General features: G+C 53.3%; 22 protein-coding genes, 1 tRNA gene and 1 pseudogene. 11 read left to right on the top strand and 13 right to left on the bottom strand.

The window, feature by feature from the left end:
• Positions 1 to 167 precede the first annotated feature (167 nt).
• Complete coding sequence (locus tag NH461_RS23160; protein ID WP_261603312.1) at positions 168 to 1892, bottom strand: lysophospholipid acyltransferase family protein; 1725 nt, start codon at positions 1890 to 1892, stop codon at positions 168 to 170.
• Positions 1893 to 2156: 264 nt separating this feature from the next.
• Between NH461_RS23160 and NH461_RS23155 the strand changes: the two genes are divergently transcribed.
• From NH461_RS23155 to NH461_RS23145, 3 genes are all read left to right on the top strand, one after another.
• Positions 2157 to 2411, top strand: coding sequence for a DUF2164 domain-containing protein (locus tag NH461_RS23155; RefSeq protein ID WP_261603311.1), 255 nt, complete (start codon positions 2157 to 2159; stop codon positions 2409 to 2411).
• Between the two features lie 43 nt (positions 2412 to 2454).
• Entirely contained in the window at positions 2455 to 3030 is a 576-nt protein-coding gene (locus NH461_RS23150) for a pyridoxamine 5'-phosphate oxidase family protein (RefSeq protein WP_261603310.1), read from the top strand.
• A gap of 136 nt (positions 3031 to 3166) precedes the next feature.
• Positions 3167 to 3257: transfer RNA gene (locus NH461_RS23145), tRNA-Ser, on the top strand.
• An 839-nt stretch (positions 3258 to 4096) separates the two neighbouring features.
• Here NH461_RS23145 and NH461_RS23140 read toward each other — a convergent pair.
• Positions 4097 to 5128, bottom strand: a complete 1032-nt coding sequence (locus tag NH461_RS23140) for an IS630 family transposase (RefSeq protein ID WP_261603309.1) — start codon at positions 5126 to 5128, stop codon at positions 4097 to 4099.
• A 224-nt stretch (positions 5129 to 5352) separates the two neighbouring features.
• Between NH461_RS23140 and NH461_RS23135 the strand changes: the two genes are divergently transcribed.
• The gene (locus NH461_RS23135; protein WP_261603308.1) at positions 5353 to 5979 is read left to right on the top strand and encodes a hypothetical protein; all 627 of its coding nucleotides are present in this window, start codon (positions 5353 to 5355) and stop codon (positions 5977 to 5979) included.
• A gap of 167 nt (positions 5980 to 6146) precedes the next feature.
• Here the strand turns inward: NH461_RS23135 and NH461_RS23130 are convergent, their stop codons facing one another.
• Positions 6147 to 6491, bottom strand: coding sequence for a hypothetical protein (locus tag NH461_RS23130; RefSeq protein ID WP_261603307.1), 345 nt, complete (start codon positions 6489 to 6491; stop codon positions 6147 to 6149).
• 109 nt (positions 6492 to 6600) lie between these two features.
• On the opposite strand from NH461_RS23130, the gene NH461_RS23125 reads away from it, so the two are divergent.
• The gene (locus tag NH461_RS23125; protein WP_261603306.1) at positions 6601 to 6900 is read left to right on the top strand and encodes a DUF2004 domain-containing protein; all 300 of its coding nucleotides are present in this window, start codon (positions 6601 to 6603) and stop codon (positions 6898 to 6900) included.
• A gap of 260 nt (positions 6901 to 7160) precedes the next feature.
• Here the strand turns inward: NH461_RS23125 and istB are convergent, their stop codons facing one another.
• The 3 genes and pseudogenes from istB to NH461_RS23110 all read right to left on the bottom strand — a co-directional run.
• Entirely contained in the window at positions 7161 to 7934 is a 774-nt protein-coding gene (istB, locus tag NH461_RS23120) for an IS21-like element helper ATPase IstB (RefSeq protein ID WP_410000121.1), read from the bottom strand.
• A complete protein-coding gene (gene istA, locus NH461_RS23115) occupies positions 7931 to 9109 on the bottom strand; it encodes an IS21 family transposase (protein WP_261603305.1) in 1179 nt (392 codons plus the stop codon). The genes istB and istA overlap by 4 nt, the downstream gene beginning before the upstream one ends.
• Before the next feature lie 240 nt (positions 9110 to 9349).
• Positions 9350 to 9656, bottom strand: a pseudogene (locus tag NH461_RS23110) (IS110 family transposase); the annotation flags it as partial.
• A gap of 114 nt (positions 9657 to 9770) precedes the next feature.
• Here NH461_RS23110 and NH461_RS23105 point away from each other — a divergent pair.
• Complete coding sequence (locus NH461_RS23105) at positions 9771 to 10241, top strand: GNAT family N-acetyltransferase (RefSeq protein ID WP_261603304.1); 471 nt, start codon at positions 9771 to 9773, stop codon at positions 10239 to 10241.
• Positions 10242 to 10299: 58 nt separating this feature from the next.
• Here NH461_RS23105 and NH461_RS23100 read toward each other — a convergent pair whose 3' ends face one another.
• The 3 genes from NH461_RS23100 to NH461_RS23090 all read right to left on the bottom strand — a co-directional run bounded on the left by NH461_RS23100 (position 10300) and on the right by NH461_RS23090 (position 13156).
• Entirely contained in the window at positions 10300 to 12231 is a 1932-nt protein-coding gene (locus NH461_RS23100; RefSeq protein ID WP_261603303.1) for a putative bifunctional diguanylate cyclase/phosphodiesterase, read from the bottom strand.
• Positions 12228 to 12740, bottom strand: coding sequence for an oxidoreductase (locus NH461_RS23095; protein WP_261603302.1), 513 nt, complete (start codon positions 12738 to 12740; stop codon positions 12228 to 12230). The genes NH461_RS23100 and NH461_RS23095 overlap by 4 nt, the downstream gene beginning before the upstream one ends.
• A gap of 221 nt (positions 12741 to 12961) precedes the next feature.
• Positions 12962 to 13156 carry a hypothetical protein gene (locus NH461_RS23090; RefSeq protein WP_261603301.1) on the bottom strand — a complete coding sequence of 65 codons (195 nt, stop codon included), beginning with the start codon at positions 13154 to 13156 and terminating at the stop codon, positions 12962 to 12964.
• Positions 13157 to 13234: 78 nt separating this feature from the next.
• On the opposite strand from NH461_RS23090, the gene NH461_RS23085 reads away from it, so the two are divergent.
• On the top strand, positions 13235 to 14128 hold the full coding sequence (locus NH461_RS23085; RefSeq protein ID WP_261603300.1) for an isochorismatase family protein: 894 nt from the start codon (positions 13235 to 13237) through the stop codon (positions 14126 to 14128).
• Positions 14129 to 14270: 142 nt separating this feature from the next.
• On the opposite strand, the gene NH461_RS23080 is transcribed toward NH461_RS23085, so the two are convergent.
• Together NH461_RS23080 and NH461_RS23075 are read right to left on the bottom strand one after the other, a co-directional pair.
• Entirely contained in the window at positions 14271 to 15887 is a 1617-nt protein-coding gene (locus NH461_RS23080) for a (2,3-dihydroxybenzoyl)adenylate synthase (RefSeq protein ID WP_261603299.1), read from the bottom strand.
• A gap of 8 nt (positions 15888 to 15895) precedes the next feature.
• Complete coding sequence (locus NH461_RS23075; protein ID WP_261603298.1) at positions 15896 to 17077, bottom strand: isochorismate synthase MenF; 1182 nt, start codon at positions 17075 to 17077, stop codon at positions 15896 to 15898.
• Between the two features lie 203 nt (positions 17078 to 17280).
• Here NH461_RS23075 and NH461_RS23070 point away from each other — a divergent pair, with 203 nt between their 5' ends.
• Positions 17281 to 18066 carry a 2,3-dihydro-2,3-dihydroxybenzoate dehydrogenase gene (locus NH461_RS23070; RefSeq protein WP_261603297.1) on the top strand — a complete coding sequence of 262 codons (786 nt, stop codon included), beginning with the start codon at positions 17281 to 17283 and terminating at the stop codon, positions 18064 to 18066.
• 155 nt (positions 18067 to 18221) lie between these two features.
• Here NH461_RS23070 and NH461_RS23065 read toward each other — a convergent pair whose 3' ends face one another.
• Together NH461_RS23065 and NH461_RS23060 are read right to left on the bottom strand one after the other, a co-directional pair.
• Positions 18222 to 19292, bottom strand: coding sequence for a 3-deoxy-7-phosphoheptulonate synthase (locus NH461_RS23065; protein WP_261603296.1), 1071 nt, complete (start codon positions 19290 to 19292; stop codon positions 18222 to 18224).
• A gap of 287 nt (positions 19293 to 19579) precedes the next feature.
• Positions 19580 to 20920, bottom strand: coding sequence for a condensation domain-containing protein (locus NH461_RS23060; RefSeq protein WP_261603295.1), 1341 nt, complete (start codon positions 20918 to 20920; stop codon positions 19580 to 19582).
• Between the two features lie 653 nt (positions 20921 to 21573).
• Between NH461_RS23060 and NH461_RS23055 the strand changes: the two genes are divergently transcribed.
• The 3 genes from NH461_RS23055 to NH461_RS23045 all read left to right on the top strand — a co-directional run bounded on the left by NH461_RS23055 (position 21574) and on the right by NH461_RS23045 (position 24145).
• Positions 21574 to 22371, top strand: coding sequence for a transporter substrate-binding domain-containing protein (locus NH461_RS23055; protein WP_261604618.1), 798 nt, complete (start codon positions 21574 to 21576; stop codon positions 22369 to 22371).
• A gap of 81 nt (positions 22372 to 22452) precedes the next feature.
• Positions 22453 to 23400, top strand: a complete 948-nt coding sequence (locus NH461_RS23050; protein WP_261603294.1) for an amino acid ABC transporter permease — start codon at positions 22453 to 22455, stop codon at positions 23398 to 23400.
• A gap of 19 nt (positions 23401 to 23419) precedes the next feature.
• Complete coding sequence (locus NH461_RS23045; RefSeq protein WP_261604617.1) at positions 23420 to 24145, top strand: amino acid ABC transporter ATP-binding protein; 726 nt, start codon at positions 23420 to 23422, stop codon at positions 24143 to 24145.
• The last annotated feature ends 55 nt before the right edge of the window (positions 24146 to 24200 follow it).

Raw genomic sequence — 24200 nt, 5'->3', positions numbered from 1 at the left:
GATGGCAGCGCCGTGACAGGGCAGAGAAGCTTTAATGACAGGCTGTTCGGCCGGTCTGGGTGCTCAGGGCGGCACAAACCGTCAGAGAAAAGGCGCGATAAAAACGCGGGCCGCGTGCGATCTCCGCACACGGCCCGGATACTTGGGAACACGTCTGGCGCAGTGGGTTACTCGCCCAGGTAGCGCTTGCGCTTGGCGGGCTTCATTTGGGTCAGATCCGCCATAAACAGGCCGTCGATACAGTTGCCGAAATCGGGGTCAACGCTGAAGGTGATGAGCCGGAACCCACCGTCCTCGAACAGCGAAGCGTACTGCTTGAACAGCACCGGCACTTTGCAGCCTTGTGCGGTGAAGGTGTGTTGCAGCAGCTCGAACCCGGCTTGGCGATCCAGCCCGGCGAACTGGGCGTCCAGCTGTTGCTCGGTATCGGGATCCAGTGTGTATGGGCGTTTGGCTTCGGCGAGGTCCGTTTCACCGCCATAGTAACGGGTGTAGTAGTACACCAGCATGGTTTGCAGGGCGGGTGGGAACTCGTTACTCATGGTCACCGGGCCAATCAGGTAGCGAACGTCCGGGTGATGGCGCAGATAGGCGCCGATCCCCTGCCACAGATAATCCAGACTGGCTTTGCCCCAGTAGCTCGGGCTGACGAAGCTGCGGCCCAGCTCGACGGTGGTCGGCAGGTAGGGGGTGACGGCGTCGGTATAGTCGAACAGCTCGTCGGTATAGAGCCCCTGGCGGCCGTATTGACGAAGGATCTCGCAGCCGCGGCCCAGGCGGTAGGCACCGGCGATCTCAAGCCGGTTCTCATCCCACAGGATCAAGTGCTGGTAATAGCGATCATATTTATCCAGATCCCGCTTCGACCCGGTGCCTTCACCGACTTTGCGGAACGTCAGCTCACGCAAACGGCCGACCTCCCGCATGACCACCGGTGCCTGGTCAAAGTCACACAGTTGGATCCGGTGGTTGTCCCGGGTTTCGCCCAGCAGTTGCGAGGCTTTCAGTTCGAGCCGGATTTCCTGGCGATCTTCCGGGTGGGCGACGGTTTTTTCTGTCACAAACGCCCGTTTCCGGAACGGCTTGCGGGCTTTGCCCAGGTTGTAGAGGTGTTTTTTCAAGCGCTTGATCAGGGCTTTATCTGCTACCTGATCGGAGTGCAGCTCGCTGGCGGGGATCATCTCGCCGATGCGAAACAGCAGGGTACCGTTGCGCTGCTTGAACATCTCGCCGGCCAGCATCGCGGTGGAAAGCGGTTTGGCCAGCAGGGAAGCGCTGTAGAACAGAGCCGAGTTCTTGCCGTTGATATGGATCGGCAACACCGGAGACTGGGTTTTGCGGGCAAAGTTCAGGAACCCGCCGCGCCATTGGCCGTCTTTGATCCCGGTCGGGCTGGTTCGCGAGACCTCGCCGGCCGGAAAGATGATCACAGCCTCGTCATGGTTCAGGGCGGCGATCACTTCCTTGTAACTGCGGCGGAAACTGGTGCTGGTCAGGTTATCGAGCGGAATGAACAGCCCCTCCAGTTGCGAGAAGTTCATCAGCAAATCGTTGGCGACGATGCGGACGTCGCGGCGCACTTCACTGATCAGCTTGAGCAGCGCCAGGCCATCGAGTGAGCCCAGCGGGTGGTTGGCAATAATCACCACTCGGCCCTGAGCCGGGATATTTTCTTTATCGCGGCTGGATGCAGCGTAGCTGAAGTTGAAGTAATCAAATACGGCATCGATAAAATCGATCCCCAGTATCTCTTGATGCTGATCGAGGAAACGATTGATTTCGGATTCGTTGACCAGCTTACGCAGCAGGCTGAGCGTCGGTTTGCGGATCAGATTGGGCTTTTGGGAAAAAGATGGAAACTTTTCATTTACCGCACGTTCGATATTGATCATCGTGATTAAGCTCGTTATCAGTGTCTCTTGCTCAATCTAAGCGCCGATTGTGACATTTGAATAACAGCCCCGGCAGTGGTGGTGAGGCTGGTGGCGGGAATGTTGGATCGTCAGAATTCGGAGAATGGTGGCGTTGATTTCGACACTGCACAGCAGATTCGATGGTTATTTTTCCGGTTTGGCTCCCATGAAAGAGCATGTCGCTTTACACTGTAAACAGCACAGTGATGCAGGCGCTATCTCATTCACTCACAAGGAAAGACGATGCCATCGATTGAATTCTCCAATCAGGAAAAAGCAGTGCTGGTCGAGAAGTTGCAGCGCTATTTCGACAACGAGCTGGATCAGGAGCTGGGACAGTTTGATGCTGAGTTCTTGCTGGATTTCATTGCCAAAGAAATCGGCGTCTATTTCTACAATCGCGGCCTGTATGATGCCCAGGCCGTCTTGGATCATAAGTTCGACGAGCTGAAGGATGCGATTGAACAGATAGAGCAACCGACGACATGGGTTCGTTAGGTTATATTTTTCGTTAACCGGAAACACGGCAAGGAAGCGAATCATGGGAAAACTGACCGAACACTTATCTCCCCGCCAAATCAGCTTTATTGAGCAGCAACATTTGTTTTTTGTCGCCACGGCTGCGGCTGAAGGGACGGTGAATCTCTCGCCCAAGGGGATGGATTCATTTCGGATCCTGAACGAGAAGCAGGTGATTTGGCTCAATGTCACCGGCAGTGGGAATGAAACCGCGGCCCATGTTCAACAAAACCCGCGGATGACGGTGATGTTCTGTGCCTTGCGCGGCGCGCCGGACATCCTCCGCTTGTATGGCCAGGCCACGGCGATCCACCGCGCCGATCCAGCCTGGCAGAGCTACATCAGTTTATTTCCCGAGTTGCCAGGCACCCGCCAGTTGTTTTTACTGGATATCGACCAGGTGCAATCATCGTGCGGGATGTCTGTGCCGCTGTTTGACTATGTCGGGGAGCGGGATAGCTTGATCGCCTGGGCGGAAAAGAAAGGCCCGGCGGGTGTTGAAGCCTACTGGGCGCAACGCAATCAGATCAGCCTGGACGGATTTGAAAGCCATATACTGGAAAAATCCGGTACCGCGGCAAAATTTAGCTCGGACTAGCTGATTTTTGCCCGCTATTTTCTGCCAATTTGCCGGAAGTGTCGCCGAAGCCAGTCAGGGTGGCGAAAATATAAACGCTTGAACTTATCAGGGGTTTACAGCTGCCCCGGACTTGCGTATTATACGCCGCACTTACGGAGAGATGGCTGAGTGGTTGAAAGCACCGGTCTTGAAAACCGGCATACGTTTATAGCGTATCTAGGGTTCAAATCCCTATCTCTCCGCCACATTAAAAAAAACCGCTGAATTTTCAGCGGTTTTTTTATGCCTGAAATTTGTGATCTTGAGATAGGGTGCGAATCCTGGGCCGGGTTCAGCCGAGCGAAGCGAGACAACGTTGCTAGCCGAAGGCGCTTTATAGCAACGGCCCGAAGGGAGAAGTAAATCCCCCCAATCCCCAAGCGCTCCGCCATATTTGAAACCTCAGCCACTGTGCTGGGCTTTTTTGCGTTTTGGGCCAATGTGCCTGAAACTGGGTTTGAACATCTGCATCCACCCAAAGCATCCCACGCCATTTCCGTGATCTGTCGATTTGAGCTTCACAGCGCATAAATGAGTCATCCAAGTAAATTTGTATTTACTCAGTGATAAAAAATACGGTCAATTATCCAACCATTTCCGGTATTAACGAGACAGCATTTACTTGCATTGCACAACATAACCCAAAGCTATCTACCTGATAATAAAAGGTTTCACTGGTGGCTCTGAGTGCAAATGCGGTCTCGTTAAACAGCAATGCTTACTTTGCCCGGGTGAATTGAAGATTCACTGATGTGATTTGGTGATTTAACTAATTGAAAATGATGGTTTTTTGTGGCTATAGTATGTGAAGTGACCTGCATGCCAGTTGCGTGAAAGTAAGCATGCAGCCTAATACTCTGTTATAACTCAGGTGCAAGATGATAGATTTCCCGATAGAAAAACTTAAGTTTACAAGTACAACGATTTCTGGTGTTGACGGAAACGTTTCGCTTGAGATCGGAATTGAACCTTTTGAACTTTGCCTTGATGACTATTCTGAAAATATTGAAACTGTAATTAGGCTAAATAGCTGATCCTAATAGTGCTACATTTTGATAATCCCATGCCCGCCTCCTGGAAATGGTGATACGTTGTCCATGAAGAACTTCACCTGCCGAAGAAGTTGCCACATATAGCTACATTTGTGGTTCCGTGTGATGGTTTCATGCAGCGCATTCCACAGCCGCTCGATAACATTGACCCAAGGCGAATAAACAGGCTGAAACAGCAAAATGAACTTGGGATTTTGTTTTAGCCAGGCTTGTGTTTTTCGGCTCTTATGAATGATGTAGTTATCCAGGATAAGTGTGATCGTTTTTGCGCCACGATAGTGGCGCTTGAGTTTCTCTAACATCGCGATGAATAACTCTGAGTTTTTGCTACAGCTGCTGACATATAACACCTTGCCTGTTGCCGAATGAAGCGCTCCCGCAAGATAGTGTTTTTCATTTTTTCCCGGTGTCGGGACGCGTTTTTGCTGGCCTTTCATCACCCAATCAGCACCGATTTTAGGGTTTAAATTGATATCAACTTCATCCTCGTAAAAGACAGGATGTCTTGCAGAGCAATTGGCTAAGGCTTGATTGATTTTATCCATCTTTTCAGTGCGATGCGGATCTCTGATACAGAGTGTTGGCGCTGCTCGTCGCCAAACAATGCCAGCTTTAGGTAACCAGCGACGGACAGTTGAGGCGGCAACGGATGAACGAAACAATTTGTTCAATTCCAGTGTCAGCAGCTCGGTACTCCAGCGGCTTCGCTGATATCCTAAATCCTGTGGTGATAGCTGAATCAGAAGTACTAACATAGAAAGCATTTCATTCATGGGTAACAGCGGTGGACGGCCGGTATCCATTGATTTCAACCCGTCCATACCACACTCAGTAAACCAGTTAATCCAGCGTCCGATAGAGGAGCGAGCAGCACCAGTCAGGGCATGAACTTCAACGATAGACTTACCATCATGCAGGGCAAGAAGTGCAATTAATCGACGGGCAAAACCTTTATCTGCTGTTGATTGAATCGCTTTGTGCATTCTTCGACGTTCCGGACGTGGAATCGGTGCTATGATGGCCATTGCTCAGTCCTCTGCGTGGATATGATTTGGTGTGGTAACTGATCAGATCGCACAATTTGGACTGAGTTCCCTTCCCTGAAAGATCTACTATTAGGAACAGCTATTTAGAGTTATAACAAGTTGCTTAGACGGACGTGAAACAGTTGGCTCACGCTCGTTCCTCGCAAGTTTAGCCAACTATTTCACGCCGCTTAGCAAGGCGTTATATTAATTGGGAGATAATAGTGACTTTTAGCTCGTTTCAATATGGCAAGTTTTGCTCAGATTTAGACTCATATCGCTTACATGCGCTTCTAGTCGAAGACTTCCTTGCGACACAAGTTACCGAGTTAAAAATCAAAATGCGGGATACAGGCTCTTTGCCAAGTGAAGTTACTCTTGAATCTCATGATGTAGACTTAGATGAAATCGAAAATATTTTTCCTTCAATTCAGCGTCGAGCAGAAGTAATAGTCTCTTATTCTGTTCTAGAGCATCAAATGCAGCAGTTATGTGAGACTTATGAAAACGCTATCGATAGTCCAATCAAAATAAAAGATCTCGCTTCTAATGGGATCATAGACCAATGTCAAAAGTATCTAGAAAAAATAGCGCTCGTAAACTTCCCGAAAAATAATGAAGCGTGGAAAGAAGTACTATTTATACAGCAAATTCGTAACAGCCTAGTTCATGCTGATGGAACAATAAAAACAGGCAATAAAGTTCTTCGAGGTTACATAAAGCAAAGTGAACATTTAGATATTACAGACGATAACAAAGTTATTTTACAGTCTGGTTTTACAGTGCATTGTGTCGATACATACTGCCATTTTTTGACAGATCTTTATGTCAGCGTGAGCGGTGAAAATTAATATAACAAATAAGGATACGTGTCGCGCAGCCGACACTTCTATCCGGGTGTTGGACAAGCCCGGACGGCCTTATTAAGCAAATTGCTCGTTTGGGATTCGGTGGGCGTTGCGCCTGCGGCTTTCTTCAGGGCGAGCGCAGCCTGGAAGTGATCACGCTGTGTTTCACTTCAATGGGTTACCGCCTGAGTTCGGTCGTACGTTGAAGGACGGACAACAACCACACAAATCGCGACGGTGTCATTGAGATCGTTTTTGGCCCTCGTTCTGAAAGGCGCCACATATTTTGATGCCATGATCTTTGGCGTATGACCGAGTTTAGCCAGCTCCCGGGCCCAGTAATGAGAGGCCCCACAGGCTTCCATCCTGATAATTGCCGGTGGGATATTGGCAAACGTCGAGAGAACTTTCGATCGTGATATTGTTTTGTGGATCAACAGCTTGCCTTGGTGATCCTCACCGTGGATACTGAAGCTATGTTTGGTTAAATCAATGCAATAGACAGATAGTGACATGGTGGCCTCCAGCGATTTCGTAATCAGACTTACCAAGTGTGGCAAAGCCTGATGAGGGGGAGTCCATGTCATTCGTTATGTTTTTCTCGATATCTGGGGGAGATTTGAAATGGATAAAAAAGTAGAGTTAGCTTTGGAAGCTATAAGAGCCTCACACGGAACAGAGTCAGGTGAATACGGTATCGACTTGTTCGTATCTCATCATTTAGATGAACTCCCCGCAACAGTATGGCTAGAAATTATAGGTAAAGAAAATCCAAGCTTCGATGACGTTTTGTCTGCACTTATATTAACTTACGCCGAGGACGACGTTTATGATTTCACTTTACCCAATGATGTCACTAATTACCTAATAAGCGTTTCATTTGATGAAAATGGTCAAATTGTTGATATTGTGATGGAAAGCTGAAAACACAAACATAACAAATAAGGATACGTGTCGCGCAGCCGACACTTCTATCCGGGTGTTGGACAAGCCCGGACGGCCTTATTAAGCAAATTGCTCGTTTGGGATTCGGTGGGCGTTGCACCTGCGGCTTTCTTCAGGGCGAGCGCAGCCTGGAAGTGATCATGCTTTGTTTCACTTCAATGGGTTACTGTCAACACCAACTTACTTTGACCACATTTCACCAGTTTAGAATGTCCGGTTTTCATCACTTTTCGTGACGTTTAGGTTGTCGTGGGTGTTTCTTCTTCCGGCAGGCTCGTGAGCATACCGGCCTTACGCTTATCTTTCAGTCGATAACTGTCCCCCTTGATATTGAGCGTGGTGGAATGATGAAGCAGCCGATCAAGGATAGCCGTAGCAATCGCTTGATCTCCGAACACATCGCCCCAGTCAATAAAGCTCTTGTTCGAAGTCAGTATGGTACTGGCGCGCTCATAGCGACGGTTCACCAGGCGGAAGAACAGACTGGCCTCTTCTCTGGACATGGGTAAGTAACCTATTTCATCCAGCACCAACAGTTTCGGGTAAATCAGCAGTTGAAGCTGACGCTCAAGCCGGTTTTCCTGCTTCGCTTTCAGCAGTGTGCTGAGCAGCTTATCCAGGGGCAGGAACATGACCCGGTGCCCGGCTTCAGCCGCTTTGACGGCAAGGGCAATCGCCAAATGGGTTTTCCCAACGCCTGGAGGACCGAGCAGCACCACGTTTTCATTACGCTCGATAAACCCCAGCCCGCTTAACTCCCGTATCAGCTTGCGGTCAATGCTGGGCTGGAAGGTAAAATCGAACTCTTCAACCGTTTTCACCCAAGGCAACCGTGCTTGTTTGAGACGGGACTCGAAGCCTTTTTGGTGCCTGCCATGCCACTCTTCGCTCAGTGCCTGGGTCAGGAAGGCTCGGTAGTCCAGCTCTTGCTTGGCGGCGTGTTCACAGATGCTGTCGAGGCCCAGTTGTAGGTGCTCCATTTTTAGTTTCTGAAGCAAGCTGTCGAGGTTCATGATGACACCTCGTCGTAGATGCGAAGATCACGGGTTTCCACCTGTAAGGTTTGTTGCCACAAGGCGCGGTGGTGTGCCGGCTCCGTCTGCCAGCCTTGTTGAGATAATCGATGGCAAGCTATACATTCGCCTTCTATGCCATAGACGCTCAGTTCACCCTCCAGGCTGATGCGGATGGTCACCGACTGACCACAGTAAGCGGACGGCACGCTGTAGCGGTTGCCCCGGACTTCAATGTACGCATCACAGGCAACGTGACGCACATCATAGTAACGGGTGTCAAAGTCGGTTGGCGGCAACGTTTTTAATCTCGGGCGCTCGTCATCAAAGCGCGTCAGCGGGGATTGCCGGAACTGGCGCAGGCAGCGCTCATCTGCCGTCTCTTCGAGCCACTGGAGCAGTTGTTGGTTGAGATGAGCCTGACTGTCGAAAGCCGCATAACGCGCAAAGAAGTGGTGCTTCACATAGCCGACCATGCGCTCGACCTTCCCCTTGGTCTGAGGACGCTGGGGGCGACAGGCCTTGGGTTGAAAACCATAATGCTTCGCCAGCAGTTGAAAACCTTCGTTGAAGACCGCGCCTTGCCGAGGGTGATGTGAAAGTACCGCTGCTTTTTGATTGTCCACCAGGACGGTTTCAGGCACGCCTCCAAAGTGATGGAACGCTTCTATCAAGGACTGGTAAGTATGCTCGGCATCCTGGCTCAGGCAGGACCAGACGTGGAAACGTCGGGAGTAAGACAGCACGTTCACGGCAATAGAGACGTTGCAGGGTTGGCCTGCAATCACGGTGCGTACTTCTCCCCAGTCATGCTGTAACTGTTGGCCCGGCAGGGTCTCGAAGCGAACCGTTTGGTTGCTTGGCCGCAGGCGGCGTTTAGGGTGAATGTAGGCGCGGAGGATCGATCTTCCGCCCTGATATCCCCGCTCTCGCAACTGCTGGAAAATCACTTCAGCATTCCAGATATTGTCATTCAGTTTGCCGTCGATGAAGTTTTTAAACGGCTCCAGCTTGCTGGGCCTGGGTGTCTTAGGCCGGCCTTTGCACGGCGCAGGCAGCGCCAGTTGACGTCGAACGGTGCGCTCAGAGCACCCAATTTGATGGGCAATATCCACAATAAATGCCCCTTGTTGACGAAGTTGCTTTATCATGTAGAAGTCCTCTCGGCTTAGCATGTTTCTTTCTCCGTAGCTTCGACAACTACAAGGAAAGTACATGCTGGGTTGAGCGGACATTCTATTTCGGCGATTTACGGTAATTTAGCACTGGTGCTGACATTACCGCCTGAGTTCGGTCATGCGTTGGCTTTCTCCTGGTTGCGGTCAGTTGTCAGCACCAGTTGTTGTCAGCACCAGTGCCATTCTCCTTATTCAGTTTGCCTTTTTCGGCTCCCCCGGCCGTGCGTTGCTGGCACTGCGGGCAACAGCCACGCAAATCGCGACGGCATCATTGAGATCGTTTTTGGCACCCGTTCTGAAAGGCGCCACATATTTTGATGCCATGATCTTTGGCGTATGGCCGAGCTTAGCACTGGTGCTGACAAAGCTTTCGGGCCCAGTAATGAGAGGCTCCGTAGGCTTCCATCCCGATAATTGCCGGTGGGATATTGGCAAACGTCGAGAGAACTTTCGAGCGTGATATTGTTTTGTGGATCAGAATCTTGCCTTGATGATCCTCACCGTGGATACTGAAGCTATGTTTGGCTAAATCAATGCCATAGATAGATTGTGATAGGGTGGCCTCCGGCGATTTTGTAATCAGACATACCAAGTGTGGCAAAGCCTGATGAGGGGGAGTCCATGCCATTCGTTATACGAATTAAGGAAAATTCAGAATATGGAAATAAAAATAGATAACTTATCGGGTGGTGAAGTGTTCAAATTACTTGAAGAACATTTAGCTGATATGTACGCAACTTCACCCCCTGAAAGTGCTCACGCTCTTGATGTTCATGCGCTGAAATCACCAGACATTACATTTTTCAGTGGTTGGATTGGTAATGAACTGCAAGGTTGTTTGGCTATCAAACAATTAACTCCTCAGCATATTGAACTCAAGTCAATGAGAACTTCAAGCTCATCTCGTAAATCCGGTGTAGCAACTCAACTGCTTGCTCATGCTCTTAACGTCGCAATAGACAGAGGGTATCAAAAAGTTAGTTTAGAGACAGGTACCCATGAGTTTTTCCAACCAGCAAGAAACCTGTATGAAAAGTTTGGGTTCACTTGCTGTGCCCCATTTGCTGATTACAATTTGGATCCACATAGTCACTTTATGACACGGGATTTGGTGGAAAAATTCGTATAACAAACGACGATGGCTTCAATAGCCAAATCTTAGCCGTATTTTCATTCCACATGACGGCTCACACTTGCCGCTCCGTCGCTGTCTTGTTGCTCAGGTAGCTGACGTTGTCCTGCTGGCGCTCTCTGAGGATGGCGGCAAGCTCGTCACCGGTCATGGGGCGGTGGAACCAGAATCCCTGGCCAAACTGGCAGCCTTCATCAACCAAATGCTCGTACTGCGCTTTGGTCTCAATTCCTTCCGCAACTACGGCCATTCCCAAGCTTTGGCCGAGGCGAATGATGGTCCGCAGAAAACTGTTGGCTTGATGAGCTGTCGGGGAGCAGGCCTGGATAAAGCTTTTATCAATTTTTAATTTCTGAAATGGCATCGATTTGAGATGGCTGAGGGAAGAGTAACCGGTGCCAAAGTCATCCAGGGCTAGCTCGACGCCCAGGTGGTGCAACTGACTGAGGATCTGCGGCGAGCTGTCGATATCCTGCATCGTGGTATCTTCGGTGATCTCCAGCACCAGCTGATCCGCTGGCAGACCGGTTTGCGACAGAACCCGGGTGAGCATCCCGGCCAAATCATATCGGGTGTACATGGCGGGTGAGATATTCACCGACATTCGGATTGCAGGTAGCCCGGATTTCCGCCAGGCCACACTCTGGGCACAGGCCGTGGTCAACACCCAGGCGTTGAGCTGCTCGGCCAGACCGGCGCGCTCGGCAACCGTCACGATCTCGGTTGGCGAAATATCCCCGTACTGCGCATGGTGCCAGCGCAGCAGGGATTCCACCAGTGCGATACGCTGGGTCTTGAGGCAGACAATCGGCTGATAACGTTGCTGGAGCTCATTGTTGGCCAGTGCGGCGACCAAATCCTCGGCCAGGGTATGGAAGCGCTGGCGCTTGTCTTCCATTGGTTGCTCAAACCGGCGATAGCCGGTTTTGGGATCATGCTTAGCATAATGCATGGCCAGATCGGCATGGCGCATCAGGATGTCTGGTTGCATTGCATCCTCTGGAAAGAAGCTGCTGCCGATACTGAGCTGCGGGTAAAGCCGATGGCCCTGAATGGTGATCCCCTGCTTGAGGGCGGTATTGAGCTGCGACGCCAGCTTGCGGCAGGATGCCGGAGTGGCGTTCTGATCCAGGAGAATGCCGAACTCATCGCCGCCCAGTCGGGCAACGGTGTTGCCGGAGCTGGCCGTTGTTTTCAGCAGTGCAGCGATGGCTTGCAGGAGCTGGTCGCCAACAGCGTGACCCAGTTGATCATTGACGTGTTTAAAGCCGTCCATGTCGAGCATCAAGGCGGCTATCCCGGTGTGATGTTTGTGGCCGGCGGCAATGGCCTGCTCGAGTTTCAGGTGAAAAGCATGGCGGTTGGCCAGGCCGGTCAGGCTGTCATGCAGGGCTTGCTTGAGGTTGGTGGTACTTTCCCGGATCAACAGGAAAATCAAGATGCTGCCACTGAGGAGCAAACCCAGTAAAAAGAGGTTAGCCTCATGTTGCAGGCTTGAAATTTGTTGCAGATCGCGCCAGCTCTTATCGCCGGCGGCATTTTGGACATTCAGGTTCCGGACCTGCTGCTGAAAGGGGATGAGTGCTTGCTCCAGGCGTCGGGCGGCTTGATCACCCGGCTTGAGCGCAAACACCTCGGGTTCAATGGCCATCAGGTGCCGTTTGAAACGTTGCAGTAACTTGGTGGCCCCGGGCTGGTTGCGAAAGGGACGGGATTCTTCGCCGGCGGCGAGCACATCAATCCGGCTCCAGAGAAGATCAAAGCGCAGCGAGACTTCCTCCTGGCTGAGATCGTTCAGGGCAATGCGCCGCAGGGCCTGCATGAATTTCAGGGTTTCCATCTCTAGCTCGGAAGAAGACCAGCCGATAGTTTTAATCGACAGGGAGATCAAACCGGACACCTGGTGCTGGCGCTGGGTGCTGACCACGGAGCTGATCGCAAACAATAGCACCATGCATGCGACCAGCAGAATTTTTACTTTTCTCATGGGCGAACATCCAGGGTGCGCAACTGCCAAATCATATCTTCATGGTGCTGAGGTTGATCCAGCTCCGGATGTTCAGACAGCGGATAGATGATCCAGATTGGGCCTTTGTCCCTGACCCGCATCAGGCGACCGTTCTCTTTTAGAGCCAGCAGCACCGGATAGGGCTGAATGACGTCCAGATCAATTTGGGTCTGGTAATCATTCAGGGCGGTGGCTGAGAGCGTGTGTCCTTGAGCGCCGACATAGTGTAGGAAATCGCGCAGCAATACCCCTTCATAGACATGAGCTTTTTCCGTCCAGGGCGTTTGGGTGGTGATGGTTGACTGCGGGAGCTGCAGTAACATCTGGCGGTCGAATTGGGCCTGGTGCAGGGCGTTGGTCTGCTCGATTTGGCCGCTGACGGTCAGGATCACGGTCTCTTGCGGGGGAGGCAGCGGAGCCGCGCTACCGGGGCGGGTAATCGTGATGAAACTGAGGGCAATCAGGGAAAATTTTATCGGGGTCCACATAGTCTCGCTCCTGCATCCTGCTAAGCACTTGACGGAGATAGCCTTTGTTTGTGTGTTTGGTTCGGTTGGCTCCTCGGCCGGGCATGATTGTGCGGAATGTTCGACCTAACTGAGCAAAAAACCATACGTCTCTTTTGAAAAATCTAGCACAGATTAATTGATATGAATTTTGTTTAACTGTTTTTTATGTCTGTCGGACATATTTTCCCGATGGCATGTCATCACTGGTGGTGTTGATGCCGCCGTCGACTTCGCTCATCCTTTTTGATTTTTTTGTCATTCTTCTGCACGGGCTTCAAGAAATCAGCAAATCCATTGTTGCAAAAAGCAATGATAATAAATATCATTTGTGTTTGTTGTCGTTCGAACAACACCCACTGCTGATCGTGCGGCTGATTTTCAATCTCGGCTTTCATTCGCATGATTCTGCCGGAGGCAAGCGCGTGCGGTGTCGTCGAGCACTATTGGATGAAAAAAATAAGGATCAAGCAACAATGGCGATTCCAAGCATCGAGCGTTATACACTCCCTGCAACTGAAAGCTACCCGGCCAACAAAACGGACTGGCAAATTGACCCGGCTAAAGCGGTGCTGTTGATCCACGATATGCAGGAATATTTTGTCAATTTTTATCGGGCGGATCAGTCGCCGATGAAGGAGCTCAAGCAAAATATCCAGACCCTGAAGGCAGCCGCTAAGCAAGCCGGGATCCCGGTGGTGTATACCGCTCAGCCGGCGAATCAGGCGCCGGAAGATCGCGCCTTGCTGACCGACTTCTGGGGAACGGGACTGAAGGAAGAGACCGCTATTATTGCTGAGCTCGCTCCGGAAAGTGACGATCTGCAGTATGTGAAATGGCGCTACAGCGCGTTTAAAAAGACCCCGTTGCTGGACTACATGCAGGCGCAAGGCAAAGATCAGCTGATCATCTGCGGGATTTACGGTCACATCGGGATTCTGTCGACGGCGCTGGATGCGTTTATGCTGGACATCAAGCCATTTGTGATTGGCGATGCCATTGCTGATTTCTCGCTGGCTGATCACGAGTTTGCCCTGAGCTACCTGGCCGGTCGCGCCGGTAACATCCAGCCGTTGTCTGTGGCGTTAGCGGCGATGGCGCAGGCGGTCAAGCCGGCGCTGACCTTAGAAGCCATGCAACAGGATGTTGCCGAGGCGCTGGCGTTGGAATTGGATGAAGTGGATGTTGACGAGAACCTGATGTTCCTGGGCTTGGATTCCATTCGCGCCATGATGCTGCTGGAGCAGTGGAACCAGCAGGGCGCGAAGGTCACCTTTGCGCAGCTGATGGAAAAAGTCACCCTGCGCGAATGGTGGGCACTGATGGCGTCCCCGCAGGCAGAGACACACGCAGAGCCTGCAATGGCTTGATCCGCCGCCTTGGTGGTAAAAGCGTCAGCACTATTATTCAAATTTGAAACGAGCCAGATTTGAATCGAGTCAGATTTGAATCAATCAACAAAGCCCGAGGACATCCTCGGGCTTTTGATTGCGTGTCAGTGAAGCCTGGGCTTCAGGCATACGTGGCGCGCAGTGCTTTTTTGTCAATTTTACCGACGGAGGTTTTCGGCAACGCTGCACTGAAGGCGATCTTATCCGGGATTTTATAATCGGCGATCCCTAAATCGCGCAAAAACCGCTTGAGCGCAATCGGGCGTAGTTCAACGCCCGGTTGAGGCACGATCACCGCACAACTGCGCTCCCCCAGATAGTCATCCGGAATCGCGATCAGGGCCGCATCATGGATCCCTTCATGGCGCAGCAGCTGATTTTCGATCTCTTCGGCCGCGATCTTTTCACCACCGCGGTTGATCTGATCTTTATCCCGACCGGTCACAATCAAATTGCCCTCGGCGGTGCGTTTGACGATATCACCGGTCCGGTAGAAGCCGTCCTGGCTGAAGGAGCGTTCATTATGAGCCGGAGCCCGGTAGTAGCCGCGAATGGTGTAAGGCCCTTGCGTGAGCAGGAAGCCTTCTTCACCGATCGCGACATCCCGACCGGCGTCGTCGACCACCCGGACCTGATCGTGGGCTGAGATCGGCCGACCCTGAGTTTGGGTGATCACCTCAATCGGGTCATCCAGGCGGGTGTAGTTGACCAGCCCTTCGGCCATGCCGAACACCTGCTGGAGCTGACAGTTGAGTTTGTCCGGCAGCGCTTTGGCAGCGGTCTCGCTGAACTTGGCGCCGCCCACCTGGACCAATGCCAGGCTCGAGAGATCGTATGGCGTGTTGGCGGCGTGATCCATCCACAGTAAGGCCAGCGGTGGCACCAGTGCCGAGACGGTCACCCGGTGTTTTTCAATCAGTTCGAAGGCGGCTTGCGGTGCCGGGTTCTGGGTCAGTACCACGCAGCCACCGGCCCAGAATACACCCAGGGCACCCGGGGAGCTGAGCGGAAAGTTATGGGCCACCGGCAGGGCACACAGATAGCGGGTGTCGGGGCTGAACTGACAAATCTCGACGCTGCCGGTAACGCTGTAGGCGTAGTCATTGTGGGTGCGGGGGATCAGCTTCGGGGTGCCGGTAGTGCCGCCGGAGAGCTGGAAGAAAGCGATATCCGAAGGATGGGCCGTTTGCGCAGTCTCGGGCGCTTGTTCGCAATTGGCGAGACGAATAAAGCGCGGATCGTCCGTCGGGGCCAGTTCGCCGCGGACTATGACATGCTTGAGGCTCGGGCAGCTCGCGACGACGTCACGGGCCAGCGCCTGGTAATCGAACGCGGTGCTGGCTCCGTCGATGAGATAGGCTTTCGCTTCGGCATGAGCGCAGAAGTAGGTGATCTCGGCCTGGCGATGAGCCGGCAGCGCCAGTACCGGGCGCACTCCCAGCTGCAGCAGGGCAAAGAAGCAGGTGTAGAACTCGGCGACATTGGTCATTTGCAGCACCACATTATCGCCTGGCGCCAGGCCCAGGGCCTTGAATCCGGCGGCGAGACGGCCAATATGCAGGTTCATGTCGCGATAAGTGAAAGTGCGGTCCTGACAAATGACAGCCGGTTGCTCAGGAAACTGCGCTGCGGTTTGGCGGAAGTGATCCAGCAGGGTTCGATCCTGCCAGTAGCCCAGCTCGCGGTACTCCCTGGCTTGTGCGTCAGGCCAGACCGTCAAATCAGTGTTGTGGTTCATGGGAGCTCCTAGGCAGTCAGCAAGTCGTTGAGTTGGATTCCGGCGGCCGAGAGAATCGTGCCCATTTTGGCGCCGGTTTCATCGAGCTCACTTTGCGGCACGGACTCGTTGACGATGCCGGCCCCGGCATAGACTTTCATCTGCCGTTTCTGAACTTCGGCGCAGCGGATAGTGACCACCCACTCACCATTGCCACGGGCATCGCACCAGCCGACCATGCCAGTGAAATAACCGCGATCAAATTGCTCAATCTTGCGGATCGCCTGATAGGCATCTTCACGCGGATAGCCGCAGACGGCCGGCGTCGGGTGCAGGTCGGCGGCTATTTGCACCACGTTCAGGTGTGGATCGGTGACCTGGCCTTCCAGCACCGTCGACAGGTGTAGCATGGTCTGGGTTTCGATCACCGACGGCACCATCGGCGTGTAGAGGTTATGGCAGTAGCGGCTCAGGACCCGTTCGACTTCCTCGACCACCAGGCCGTGCTCATGCAGATCTTTCTGGGTGTTGAGCAACGACAGGCGGGATGCGTCGTTAAGCGCTTCAGACTCCGAGCGTGGACGCGAGCCGGCCAACGGGTTGGACACCAGGTGGCTGCCTTTTTTCGCCACCAGCAGTTCCGGACTGGCGCCCATGAGTTTGGTGCCGGTCTGGGTATTGGCGGCAAATGTATATCCCCGGCTGTTGATCGCCAGCAGGTTGCTGAGCAAATTCTGCAGCGGGATATCTTCATGGGTTGCCACTTCCACGGCACGAGAAAGCACCGCTTTCGACAGGCCGGTGGTGGCAAACATTTCCAGCAGATCTTCTACCCCCTGGCGGTATTGCTGGCCGGATGGCGATGAAATCAGTTTAGCTTGCGATACCATATTCGAGCGGGGCAGGCTACCGCGCGTACTGCTGGAGACATACAGTTTCTCGGGGATCACAAACCGGGTCGGGTTGTCGTCACTGAACGGAACGATTCCGAACAGGACCGGATTATCGGACTCATCTTTTTTGGCGGCCTGAAGCATCGCTGTGGCCTGTTTGGCCAGATCGGTAAACGGGATTGGCTGGTGGAATTCCTGAGCCACGCCGACGCCGAACAAGGTATTGGATGGTGAGGCAAAAAAGAAAGGTGACGTGGTCAGCTGCTGCTCGATGAGCTCTTGGGCCATTTTGGAATAGCCGATGACTTCACGTTGCATGGTGTTCCCTCTTATATATCAAACGCGATCTATTGCGAAATTGTGCGACTCACATTACATTGATAACAATAAAAATGCGAATAGTTATCATTGGTATTTGATAAATATCGTTGTTTTTGATGTAAGCTCACATTTTTTATGAATCGATTGATGTTGATACGGTGAGCTTGATTAAACACATGTGAATCATGAGGTTATGATAGATGAAGTTGTCACTTGAGGGGCAAAACATATTGGTGACCGGCGCTGCGCGGGGCATTGGGTTGAGTGTGGTGCAAACCCTGCTGGGGGCCGGGGCGCGTGTGATTGCCACCGATGTCGACCTGGACTTATTGCTGGCCAACACCGAGACACTGCGCGCGCAGCATTCAACGCAGCTGCATTGCGATCGACTGGATTTGAAAGCACCGGATGCAGTTCCGGTGGTGATCGCCGCGCTTCAGGATAAGTACGGTCCGATCACGGATTTGGCGAGCTGTGCCGGGATCCTGCATTTGGGGAGTTTGAGTGACATGAATATCGCGGCGGTGCAGGAGACGTTCATGATCAACGCCTTTGGTGCGTTGGCGGTGATGCAGGCTTTGAGTGGGCCGATGAAACAGGCCGGTCGTGGCGCGATGGTGGTGGTGGGCTCGAATGCAGCCAATACCCCGCGGCCGAATATGGGGGCTTATCCGGCGTCAAAAGCCGCGCTGCACATGTTGGTGAAAAGTATGGGCATCGAGCTGGCACCGCACGGCATTCGCTGTAATCTTGTCAGCCCGGGCTCGACCCGAACTGAGATGCAGCAGCAGCTCTGGACTGACACCTACGGTGAGCCGCAGGTGATTGCCGGGGATGCGGCGCAGTATCGATTGGGGATCCCGCTACAGAAAATTGCCGAGCCGGAAGATATCGCCAATACCGTGCTGTTTTTGCTCTCTGAGGCGGCCAATCATATTACCATGCATGATCTGCGGGTTGACGGCGGGGCAACGTTGGATAACTAGTGTTGGATAACTAGCAAGGCTGGCCTGACAGTAACGCGGATGCTTTGTCTTCGGATCCGGTCACTTGTTCAGGCCATTCATTCATTATCGATTGACGCCGGTTCGGGACACTCGAACCGGCGTTTTTTATTGGTTTTTCAAGTCCGGCGTCAGACTCAGGCGACGGTTGAAAACTGCCTGCTGAGCGCGATTTCCTTGGCGTTGGCCAGGGTGTCGATCAGCGTGCGGGTATCGTCCCAGCTGAGGCAGGCGTCGGTGATGGACTGGCCGTAGCGCAGCGGCTGATCACCGAGTTTCTGGTTTTCGCCGACCAGGAAGCTTTCCGCCATGACCCCGGCGATATATTGCTCGCCGTCGATCAGTTGCCGGGCCAGGTCTTCGGCGACATGAAGCTGGTTTTTCGCCACTTTCAGGCTGTTGCCGTGACTGCAGTCGACGATCAGACGGGGAGAAAGCTGGTTGGCTTCGAGCTGCTGGGTCACGGCAACTACATCTTCGGAGCTGTAGTTCGGGGTTTTGCCGCCGCGCAAAATCACATGGCCGTCCGGATTCCCTCCGGTCATCACCATTTGCGGCCCGCTGCGCAGCCCGGAAACACACAGATGATGCGACGCCTGGGCGGCATGGATTGCATCCATAGCAATCTCAACATTACCGTCCGTTCCGTTTTTGAACCCGATCGGACACGGCAGGCCGGAAGCCATCTGGCGGTGGATTTGAGATTCCGTGGTCCGTGCGCCGATCGCGCCCCAGCAGATCAGATCGCAGAGATACGGATACACCGTGGTATCAAGAAACTCGGTTGCGGTGGCCAGCTCCAGTTGGATCACATCATGGAGAAACTGGCGGGCGATCCGCAGTCCTTTGGGCATGTTATGGCTGCCGTCGAGATCCGGATCCACCACCAGCCCTTTCCAGCCCACCCGGGTTCTCGGCTTTTCAAAATAGGTTCGCATCACGATCAGTAATTGATCGTGATAGTCCTGCTGCAGCTCGGCCAGCCGGGCGGCATACTCAAGACCGGCCTGAGGATCATGGATCGAGCACGGGCCGACGATCAGCATCAGGCGATCATCGTGACCACGCAGGATGTTGCTGATGGCTTGTCTTTTCTGAGCAATCAACTGGTCGCTGGCGGGATCTAGGGCGATGTCGCTGAGTAGGTCTTCAACATAAGGCAGTGACTCAACAGCGGTTGAGCGCATTACTTTTTGGAGCATTTGCATGTGTATCCCTCACGAGGCAGGTCTTTCTTTACGGGCTAAAAGATTACTCACTTGAAAATGGTAATTATTATCAAGTGGTGATTATGGGGAAGAGGCTCCGCGGTTGTCAAGGTGTTCGCAACGCTTTGATTTGCACCTGAATTCATTTAATGCGACGAGCCCCGGGTGGTAATCCAGGCGGGGGAGAGCCCGCCTGGATATATCTGGCTTGGCGCTGTCGATTCCAAGGCTGCGCGGAGGCAATCGTCGTTCACGCCTGAGCACGTCTTGCAGGTGTGGTGGAGTGCCTAGTGTTCAACGCGTTGATAGAGCGCATGAAGCGGCAGTTGCAGGGTTCCGGGCGAGAGCACGGCTTCCAGAAACAGCAGCAGACGGCGCTGGTGCTGTTCAAATGCTTCCCGTGGATGCGCCAGGGGATCGGCATCCAGGCTCAGGGTCAGGGCATCGGCATTGGTCCGGCCACGGAAGGTGATATTGAAGCCATCGGCCGGGCCACTGGTGATCACCTGATGTTTGACTTCACACCCGGTAAATACGGGTGGATCGAACGGCAGCACATTGATGAAGGGTGAGAAAAAGTAACGGCTGTTGGCAGTCAGCCCCTGATCGGCGGCTATCTGCTCGATCCGGTAACGACCGCGGCTGTAGAGCTGTCGCAGCGACTTGCCGCTGGTGGTCAGATATTGGGCCAGGGTGTCATCCGGGTTGACGGTGACACCGAACGGCAGGATGTTGACCAGCAAAGCGGGCATATAAGCCCCGACGCTCCCCCAGCGGCTCATGAACGGGACCCACAGCGGCATTGAGGTGCGTGGGCTATCGCCGGGTTGGTCCAAAAAGCGGTACAGGTAGAGGCCGGAGAGGTTGACCAGCAGATCCGGCCAGCCCATCTTCAGCTCGCCCGCCATCGCTTTGAGCTGCTCGCTCAGGGCCGGGGAAAGCTCGCAACTGAAATGCAGTGTTTCCTCGCCGAAGTCGTCTTCTTTGTTCAGCACCGTCAGATCACGGCTGCTCGCCAGGTAGTCCTGCCAGAAGGCTTTATCCTGCTCAAAACGGCGGCTGCTGCGATAGCTCTGCTCTTCGTCGAGGAAGCTGGCGAAGGCGTTGAATGGTGCACCGGCTTCCCCTTGACCCAGGAAGTGGGCATACAGGGTGGCACAGCGCTGCTCCAGTAAGGTCATTCCAAAGCCGTCCATCACAATGTGGTGGGCCCGGATATACCAGAGATAGCGGGATGGATCGAGTTTGATCAGCCACTGGGCGGACAGCGGTTGGCTGAGCAGGTTGAGCGGGGCGTCGACATCCGCCTGCATCAGGGCTGTGGCAGCCTGCTCCGGATTGGCATGGTCTTGCAGATCAATCAGCCGGAGCTGAGGTTGCCGTTGCGGATCCCGGGCTTGCTCCGGGGTGTGGCCGTCTTCACGGAGGCGAAAACGCAGCGACAGGACATCGGTTTCCCGGACCGCCTGTTCAATGGCTTGGCTGAGCGCCTGCTCATCGACTGCTCCGCGAATGTCGATGGTATGGGCGACGGTGGACAGGGGCTCATCCGGGTGGCAGGCAAATTCTTCCCAAAAATCCAGTTGGGGCAGCGTGAGTGGCATCCAGTTCAGGGCATGTTCTGACATGTTTCGTACCTTGTGATCGGGTGAAATAAAGCAGGTGGCGTGATTGCCCCTCCTTTACGCAGTATCCATACGTGTTCGAACGTGCTCTGAAGCCGGGGAAATCCCTGGTATGGGATGTCACGCCGTTCATCAGGACACGTCATGGCTAAAATAATAAATTTATCAATATAAATAGCAATCATTATCATTTGTATCAAGATCATATTTTTGGGTTTGCTCCGGAGAAAAAGAGCCGGGGCATTGACGCCTGTCGCTGGCGGAGAGGGCCTGCTGGCTGTATGGGGTCAGGTGTCAGTGGGGGAATCCGGGCACAGAGCGCACAGAGGCGGATGGCAGTATTCGTTAGAATAATCTTGCAGTTAAATTGATTATTTAGTGCTTCAATTCTCAAATAAGTAACTAAAAAATCATTATTCGTGAATTGTTATTCTGATGGTGTTTATGGTTGATTTGGCTGGTTGAAATTTATCTCACATGCTGATTATATCGTTTATTGTGGCATTTTATGCTGTTACGGTATCAGTGGTTGCGTCATGATGTGGTCGTTTTTTATCCGTGTTAGTTTGAGTTCACAAGATTATCTTTGCTATAACCTAGCTGTATCACGCTGAGAAAGCGTATTTTTATTCATAACAAAGGATACAGGGATGTTTATGCGAAAGTTTCTGAAAAGCATGATTGCGACGTGTGCATTGATAGGGGTCTCGACCAGCGTCACGGCCGGGCCGATCCTGGATGATATTGTTGAGTCGGGTGAGCTGCGTGTCTGTTTTGATGCCGGGTACATGCCGTTCGAGATGAAGAGCAAAAATGGTTCTTATATCGGGTTTGACATTGATCTCGGCAGGCTGATGGCTCGCCAGATGGGGGTGAAGTACGTACCGGTCAATACGGCCTGGGACGGGATCATTCCGACCTTGCTGACTGGTAAGTGCCATATGATCAATGCCGGGATGACGATCAATGCCCAGCGCAATATGCGGGTGAATTTTTCCGATCCGTATATCGTGATCGGCCAGAGTATTCTGCTCAATCCGAAGCTGAAAGGGAAAGTCAGCAGCTACCGCGATCTCAACAACAGTAAGTACACCATTGTGTCCAAGCTCGGCACCAGCGGGGAGCTGGCAAGCAAGCGCATGATCAGCCAGGCTAAGATGAATGTGTTTGAAACCCAGGCCGATGCGGCGCTGGAAGTGGCCAACGGCAAAGCCGATGCCCTGGTCTATGACATGCCGTTCAATGCGATTTATGCCGCGCAGAATGCCGGCAAAGTGGTGCACCTAGAGCAGCCGTTCACTTACGAGCCGCTGGGCTGGGCCGTTGCCCAGGGCGATATCGATATGCTCAACTTCCTCAATAACTTCCTGCGTCAGGTGAAAGGTGACGGGACGTACGATCGGATCTACGACAAGTGGTTCAAGAGCGATAGCTGGTTGAGCCAGGTGCAATAACCCGTTGCACTGTAGTGGCCGCTGCTCGGGCGGGAGCGGTCACTGTTGATTGGGATCCCACAGGACGTCTAAGGAAGAAGTATGATGAAGACGACTCACCGCTGGCTCTGGCACCTGGCATCCTTCGCCATTGTCGGCGCGCTGATGCTGGGCCTCTACCAGGCCTCCAAAACCATTAACTATAACTGGCAGTGGCAACGGGTGTTGCCGTTTATTGTCGACACCTCACCGCAGGAAATCCGGGCCCGGGGGGACGGCACTGTGGTGCTCAATGCCGACAACTCGCTGACCATTCAGCTTGATTACAGCGATACCCCACAGCAGATCACCGGCGATGACGAGCGGCTGGTTCAGCCCGGCGATCTGGTGTTTGAAGGCGATGTGATCGCCCGCAGCAAACAGTGGACTATCGGACCGGTGACTTTAGGGCTCTGGATGACGCTGAAAATTTCGGTCCTCTCACTGTGCTTTGCGATTGTACTCGGACTGGTGGCCGGACTGATGCGGATCTCCCATAACCCGGTCAGTAAAAACCTGGCGCTGCTTTATGTTGAGGTGATCCGGGGCACGCCGTTGCTGGTGCAAATCTTCATTGTCTACTTTTTCCTCGGCACCATTTTTGAGTTGGAGCGGTTTACCGCCGGGGTCGCGGCGCTGTCGATTTTCACCGGGGCCTATATTGCTGAAATCATCCGCTCGGGGATCCAGTCGATCCCGCCGGGCCAGATGGAAGCCGCGCGCTCGCTGGGAATGAGCTACCCCAAAGCCATGGTGTACGTCATTTTGCCGCAGGCGTTCAAGCGCACCCTGCCGCCCATGGCCGGGCAGTTGATCACCCTGATCAAGGATTCTTCCCTGGTGTCGGTAATTTCCATTACCGATCTGACCAAGGCGGGGCGGGAAGTGATCAGTGGCAGCTTTGCCACGTTTGAAGTCTGGTTTGTGGTCGCCGGTCTTTACTTATTGCTGACCACAAGCCTGTCGTGGGGCGTTCAGCGGATTGAAAAGAGGATGGCGAGCAGTGACTAGAGCGTATCAGGGCGATGAGATGATCGTCGCAACGGATGTCAACAAGGTGTATCCCAACCAATGCCATGCGCTGAAAAATGTCAGCGCGACCGTTAAGCGCGGGGAGGTGGTGGTGATCATCGGCCCATCCGGCTCCGGCAAGTCGACCTTTTTGCGAACCCTGAACCAGCTGGAAGTGATCAGCTCAGGGGCAATCCAGATTGACGGTCTGGACATGTATGCCAAGTCGACCAATATCAACGATCTGCGTGCCAATGTCGGCATGGTATTTCAGTCGTTCAACCTGTTTCCGCACAAGACGGTGAAAGGCAATGTGATGCTGGCGCCGGAAAAGGTGCTGGGTCGCAGCCGGGCCGAGCTGGAGCCGGAAGCTGAGGCGCTGCTGAAGCGGGTCGGGCTGGCCGAGAAAATGAATGTCTATCCGTCGCAGCTCTCCGGTGGTCAGCAGCAGCGGGTGGCCATTGCCCGGGCGCTGGCGATGCAGCCGGATGTGATGCTGTTTGACGAGCCGACTTCGGCGCTGGATCCGGAAATGGTCGGCGAGGTGCTGGATGTGATGAAAGATCTCGCTGCGGAAGGGATGACCATGGTGGTGGTGACTCACGAAATGGGCTTTGCCCGTGAAGTCGCCGACCGGGTGCTGTTCATGGAAGACGGCGAGCTGCTGGTGGGCGGCAGCCCGGCAGACATTTTTGATGCGCCTGAGCATCCGCGGTTGCAGCAGTTTTTGTCGAAGATCCTGTAGTGCAGCCCTTGCGGTACCGGTCTTAAATAAACAAAGCCTGACGCTGGTCAGGCTT

The sequence above is a fragment of the Photobacterium sp. TY1-4 genome, assembly GCF_025398175.1.
Taxonomy (GTDB): domain Bacteria; phylum Pseudomonadota; class Gammaproteobacteria; order Enterobacterales; family Vibrionaceae; genus Photobacterium.
This window is presented reverse-complemented; position numbering and strand designations above follow the sequence as displayed.

Excerpts from the sequence above, each read along its gene's own strand:
- NH461_RS23105 (WP_261603304.1), top strand. The coding sequence starts at position 9,771 with ATGGAAATAAAAATAGATAACTTATCGGGTGGTGAAGTGTTCAAATTA.
- NH461_RS23095 (WP_261603302.1), bottom strand. The coding sequence starts at position 12,740 with ATGTGGACCCCGATAAAATTTTCCCTGATTGCCCTCAGTTTCATCACG.
- istA (WP_261603305.1), bottom strand. The coding sequence starts at position 9,109 with ATGCTAAGCCGAGAGGACTTCTACATGATAAAGCAACTTCGTCAACAA.
- NH461_RS23140 (WP_261603309.1), bottom strand. The coding sequence starts at position 5,128 with ATGGCCATCATAGCACCGATTCCACGTCCGGAACGTCGAAGAATGCAC.
- NH461_RS23055 (WP_261604618.1), top strand. The coding sequence starts at position 21,574 with ATGCGAAAGTTTCTGAAAAGCATGATTGCGACGTGTGCATTGATAGGG.
- NH461_RS23070 (WP_261603297.1), top strand. The coding sequence starts at position 17,281 with ATGAAGTTGTCACTTGAGGGGCAAAACATATTGGTGACCGGCGCTGCG.
- NH461_RS23130 (WP_261603307.1), bottom strand. The coding sequence starts at position 6,491 with ATGTCACTATCTGTCTATTGCATTGATTTAACCAAACATAGCTTCAGT.
- istB (WP_410000121.1), bottom strand. The coding sequence starts at position 7,934 with ATGAACCTCGACAGCTTGCTTCAGAAACTAAAAATGGAGCACCTACAA.
- NH461_RS23065 (WP_261603296.1), bottom strand. The coding sequence starts at position 19,292 with ATGCAAATGCTCCAAAAAGTAATGCGCTCAACCGCTGTTGAGTCACTG.
- NH461_RS23060 (WP_261603295.1), bottom strand. The coding sequence starts at position 20,920 with ATGTCAGAACATGCCCTGAACTGGATGCCACTCACGCTGCCCCAACTG.
- NH461_RS23075 (WP_261603298.1), bottom strand. The coding sequence starts at position 17,077 with ATGCAACGTGAAGTCATCGGCTATTCCAAAATGGCCCAAGAGCTCATC.
- NH461_RS23160 (WP_261603312.1), bottom strand. The coding sequence starts at position 1,892 with ATGATCAATATCGAACGTGCGGTAAATGAAAAGTTTCCATCTTTTTCC.
- NH461_RS23150 (WP_261603310.1), top strand. The coding sequence starts at position 2,455 with ATGGGAAAACTGACCGAACACTTATCTCCCCGCCAAATCAGCTTTATT.
- NH461_RS23125 (WP_261603306.1), top strand. The coding sequence starts at position 6,601 with ATGGATAAAAAAGTAGAGTTAGCTTTGGAAGCTATAAGAGCCTCACAC.
- NH461_RS23050 (WP_261603294.1), top strand. The coding sequence starts at position 22,453 with ATGATGAAGACGACTCACCGCTGGCTCTGGCACCTGGCATCCTTCGCC.
- NH461_RS23155 (WP_261603311.1), top strand. The coding sequence starts at position 2,157 with ATGCCATCGATTGAATTCTCCAATCAGGAAAAAGCAGTGCTGGTCGAG.
- NH461_RS23085 (WP_261603300.1), top strand. The coding sequence starts at position 13,235 with ATGGCGATTCCAAGCATCGAGCGTTATACACTCCCTGCAACTGAAAGC.
- NH461_RS23100 (WP_261603303.1), bottom strand. The coding sequence starts at position 12,231 with ATGAGAAAAGTAAAAATTCTGCTGGTCGCATGCATGGTGCTATTGTTT.
- NH461_RS23045 (WP_261604617.1), top strand. The coding sequence starts at position 23,420 with ATGATCGTCGCAACGGATGTCAACAAGGTGTATCCCAACCAATGCCAT.
- NH461_RS23090 (WP_261603301.1), bottom strand. The coding sequence starts at position 13,156 with ATGAAAGCCGAGATTGAAAATCAGCCGCACGATCAGCAGTGGGTGTTG.
- NH461_RS23080 (WP_261603299.1), bottom strand. The coding sequence starts at position 15,887 with ATGAACCACAACACTGATTTGACGGTCTGGCCTGACGCACAAGCCAGG.